At 45.0% G+C, this 1,968-nt stretch carries 2 protein-coding genes and 1 tRNA gene; 1 reads left to right on the top strand and 2 read right to left on the bottom strand.

Annotated features, from left to right (window positions below):
* Positions 1-128: 128 nt before the first annotated feature.
* A complete protein-coding gene (locus PLH26_RS21600; protein WP_324588084.1) occupies positions 129-1,397 on the top strand; it encodes an endonuclease Q family protein in 1,269 nt (422 codons plus the stop codon).
* Positions 1,398-1,404: 7 nt separating this feature from the next.
* On the opposite strand, the gene PLH26_RS21605 is transcribed toward PLH26_RS21600, so the two are convergent.
* Together PLH26_RS21605 and crcB are read right to left on the bottom strand one after the other, a co-directional pair.
* Positions 1,405-1,477 (bottom strand) — tRNA-Thr (locus tag PLH26_RS21605).
* 40 nt (positions 1,478-1,517) lie between these two features.
* On the bottom strand, positions 1,518-1,889 hold the full coding sequence (gene crcB, locus PLH26_RS21610) for a fluoride efflux transporter CrcB (RefSeq protein WP_324588085.1): 372 nt from the start codon (positions 1,887-1,889) through the stop codon (positions 1,518-1,520).
* Positions 1,890-1,968 lie beyond the last annotated feature (79 nt).

Here is a 1,968-nt window from a genome sequence, read left to right on the forward strand (position 1 = left end):
GAAGTAACACTCACTATCAGGAACATAAGACTTGTAGTCTATTGTATTCCTTTTTTGAAGCGAAAATTTGGAATACACCCAGTTGGCTGCCAATTAATAAAATACTAATTTATTTAGTATCTTTGATCATGTTTTTTATCGCTGATCTGCATACACATTCGCATTATGCCGCCGCTACCAGTAAATTCCTCTGCCTCGAAACAATGCATCAATGGGCCTTAATAAAAGGCATTGATGTGGTGAGCACAGGCGACTTCACGCACCCGGCATGGATAAAAGAGCTGGAAGAAAAGCTGCGGCCTGCCGGGAACGGTTTCTTCACATTAAGACAGGAGCCGGAATTAACCGTGCTGCCCGGCGCTAAGCCACAGGGCAGAACTATTTATTTCTGCCTGTCAACAGAAGTAAGCTGTGAATATGTAATAAACGGCAAACAGTATAAAAATCACCATTTGATATATGCCCCCGATTTTGAAACTGCCCGTAGCATCAACAAAGCCCTTGCAGGGTATGGTGATCTTTCATCCGATGGCCGGCCAACACTTTTATTACCGGCGCATGAATTGCTGAAAATAGTATTGGATATTGCGCCACGGGCCTTTTTCGTGCCGGCGCATATATGGACACCCTGGTTTTCAACGCTGGGTTCAAAGAACGGGCATGCCTCGCTTCAGGATTGTTTTAAGGACGTTACAAACGAACTGTTTGCTGTGGAAACAAGCCTTTCTGCAGATCCGCTCATGTGCCGGCGGTATGCAGAACTGGACAGGTTAACCCTGCTCTCCAATTCCGATGCCCATTCGGCCCACAAGCTGGGCAGGGAAGTAAACCTGCTGGATACAGACCTGGGTTATGAAGCGATGTTCAATGCTTTTAAAACAAAACAGGGTTTTTCCGGAACCTGGGAATATTATCCGCAGCGCGGCAAGTATTTCAATGATGGTCACCGCAATTGTAAGGTATCATTTGGCGCGGGAGAAGCACATAGTGCAGACTGCCCTGTATGCCAAAAACTGCTGACTGTTGGTGTTGCGCACCGCGTGGAACAGTTGGCCAACCGTAGCGAACAGGAAGCGGCCGGCAAGGTTCAGCCTTTCAGATATGTATTGCCTTTGCCCGAAATATTTGCTGAGATCGCAGGCTTCAGCGAAAGCAGCTTAAAAGTAGCCGCTCTGTATGCAAAAGCAATATCGCATTTTGGTACGGAGTTCAATATTTTGCACCAGGCGCCTATACAGGATATCCAGCGCTACCATCATCCACTGTCTGTTGCTGTTGATCGTCTCCGTCAGGATAAAAAGCATTTTACCGCAGGGTATGACGGTGCTCACGGCCGCATCTGGTTTTTTGATAAAGCGGAATTGAATACAAAGCCTGAACAGACGCTGTTGTTTTAATGATATGAGCCAACTATCGGATTCGAACCGACGACCCTTTCATTACGAATGAAATGCTCTACCGGCTGAGCTAAGTTGGCTTAAACGGTATGCTGTAAAATAAGATCAGTATTGCAGCAGCTATTTTCCTGCTGCCATTCCCCCTAAAGTGCACAGTAACCCGGCAAAAATACTTAAACTCGTATACAATAAGAACTGGAGATAATGCCCGTTTTTCAATAGCTCTATATTTTCATACGAAAAGCTGGAAAAGGTAGTGTACCCCCCGCAAAGCCCGGTAATCAAAAACAGGCGCCATTCAAAGTTCAGCATATTTTCCTTCAGGGCCAGAGCATAAAACAGTCCTATTAAAAAGCAACCGGTAATGTTTACGATAAAGGTTCCCATCGGGAACACCATCGTAATGTGCCTGCTTACCGACCATTGCACCAAATAGCGCAGCATGCTGCCGATACCGCCTCCGATTCCTATAAAGAGTAATTGCCTGAACATAGAAATTCAAAATAACGTCTTCAAAAGGAGTACAAAAAAAAGAATATTCCGGGAAAACTTTTGATTTTTTAAAATTAAT

Origin of the sequence: Agriterribacter sp., from assembly GCF_035444585.1 — a bacterium.
GTDB lineage: Bacteria > Bacteroidota > Bacteroidia > Chitinophagales > Chitinophagaceae > Agriterribacter.